This is a genomic window from Bartonella queenslandensis AUST/NH15, from assembly GCF_000312585.1.
Classification (GTDB): Bacteria; Pseudomonadota; Alphaproteobacteria; order Rhizobiales; family Rhizobiaceae; genus Bartonella; species Bartonella queenslandensis_A.
On the sequence record NZ_HE998237.1, the window covers coordinates 1 to 1,415 of the forward strand.

The 1,415-nt window shown below is 34.8% G+C and carries 1 protein-coding gene; it reads left to right on the forward strand.

Features of this window, described 5'->3' with window-relative positions; genetic code table 11:
• Window positions 1-1,272 (forward strand): response regulator (locus tag BN338_RS10005; protein ID WP_039762002.1); only part of this gene is annotated, 1,272 nt, incomplete at its 5' end.
• Window positions 1,273-1,415 lie beyond the last annotated feature (143 nt).

Sequence of the window (1,415 nt, forward strand, 5' to 3'; positions counted from 1 at the left end):
CGCCATTTACGTCTTCATGTTATGTCTGTGCCATCCTATCATGGTGATGCGTTACAAGATTTGGTCATTATCTCTGTCATTGAAACAACAGAACAAAAAACACTTGAAGATAAAATAACGCAAAGTCAGAAGATGCAAGCTGTCGGACAATTGGCAGGTGGTATTGCGCATGATTTTAATAATGTTTTAACAGCAATTTTAATGTCATGTGACCTTCTTTTAAATACACATCGTAGTTCTGATCCTGCTCATGCTGATCTGATCAATATTAAAAATAATGCTAATCGTGCTGCTGCTCTGGTACAGCAATTACTCGCTTTTTCGAGAAAGCAGACACTTCGACCTGAAGAGGTTGATTTTACAGAATTTTTATCAGATATTCGCAATCTTATTTTACCACTTTTGGGGAATAATGTTCAGTTAAAAATTATCCATGGAAAAGATTTGTGGAGCGTTGAAGTCGATCAGGCATCTTTTCAGCGTGTGATTATGAATTTGGTTATTAATGCGCGTGATGCCATGTTCGATGGAGGTATTGTTACGATTACGACAAACAATATTACAAAACAACAAAGTGCTGAATTTAATCATCTTAGTTTAGCAATTGGTGAATATGTGCAATTGACTATTTCAGATACAGGGACTGGGATATCTGCTGCTATACAAGAAAAAATGTTTGAGCCATTTTTTACAACAAAAGAAGTTGGAAAAGGAACAGGCCTTGGTTTATCAATGGTTTATGGAATTATCAAGCAAAGTGGTGGGTATATTTATTGTGAAAGTAAAGAGGGAGAAGGAGCAACATTTCATATTTTTCTTCCTCGTTATATCCCTGATATAAAAGAAGAAATTTCTCAGCAGATTGAAAAAGATGAAGAGAAAGATAAAAATATAGATCTAACAGGGTCTGCCACTGTTTTATTGGTTGAAGATGAGGATGCTGTCAGAATGGGAGGGATAAGGGCTCTTCAAATGAGAGGATATACGGTTTTAGAGGCGGAAAGCGGGGTGAAAGCCCTTTCTATTCTTGAGGAAAAAAAAGGAGCTGTTGATATTATTGTTTCCGATGTGGTGATGCCAGAAATGGATGGGCCCACTTTATTGAAGGAAGTCCGTAAAAAATATCCTGATATCAAATTTCTTTTCGTTTCTGGATATGCAAAAGATGCTTTTGCTAAGAATCTTCCACAAGATGCTGTTTTTGGTTTTTTATCTAAACCTTTTACACTCAAACAGTTAGCTTTAACAGTTAAAGAAACACTTTCATCATAACGCAAAAATTGATGCAATAGAAAAATCGCGTGTTTTAAAATATTTTAGGGAAAATACTAAATAGAGATCATGTGGTAAGGTCTAGAAAACTAAATTAAAACAGAATAATTTGGAAATTTAAATAAAACTCAAAAAATGCACAT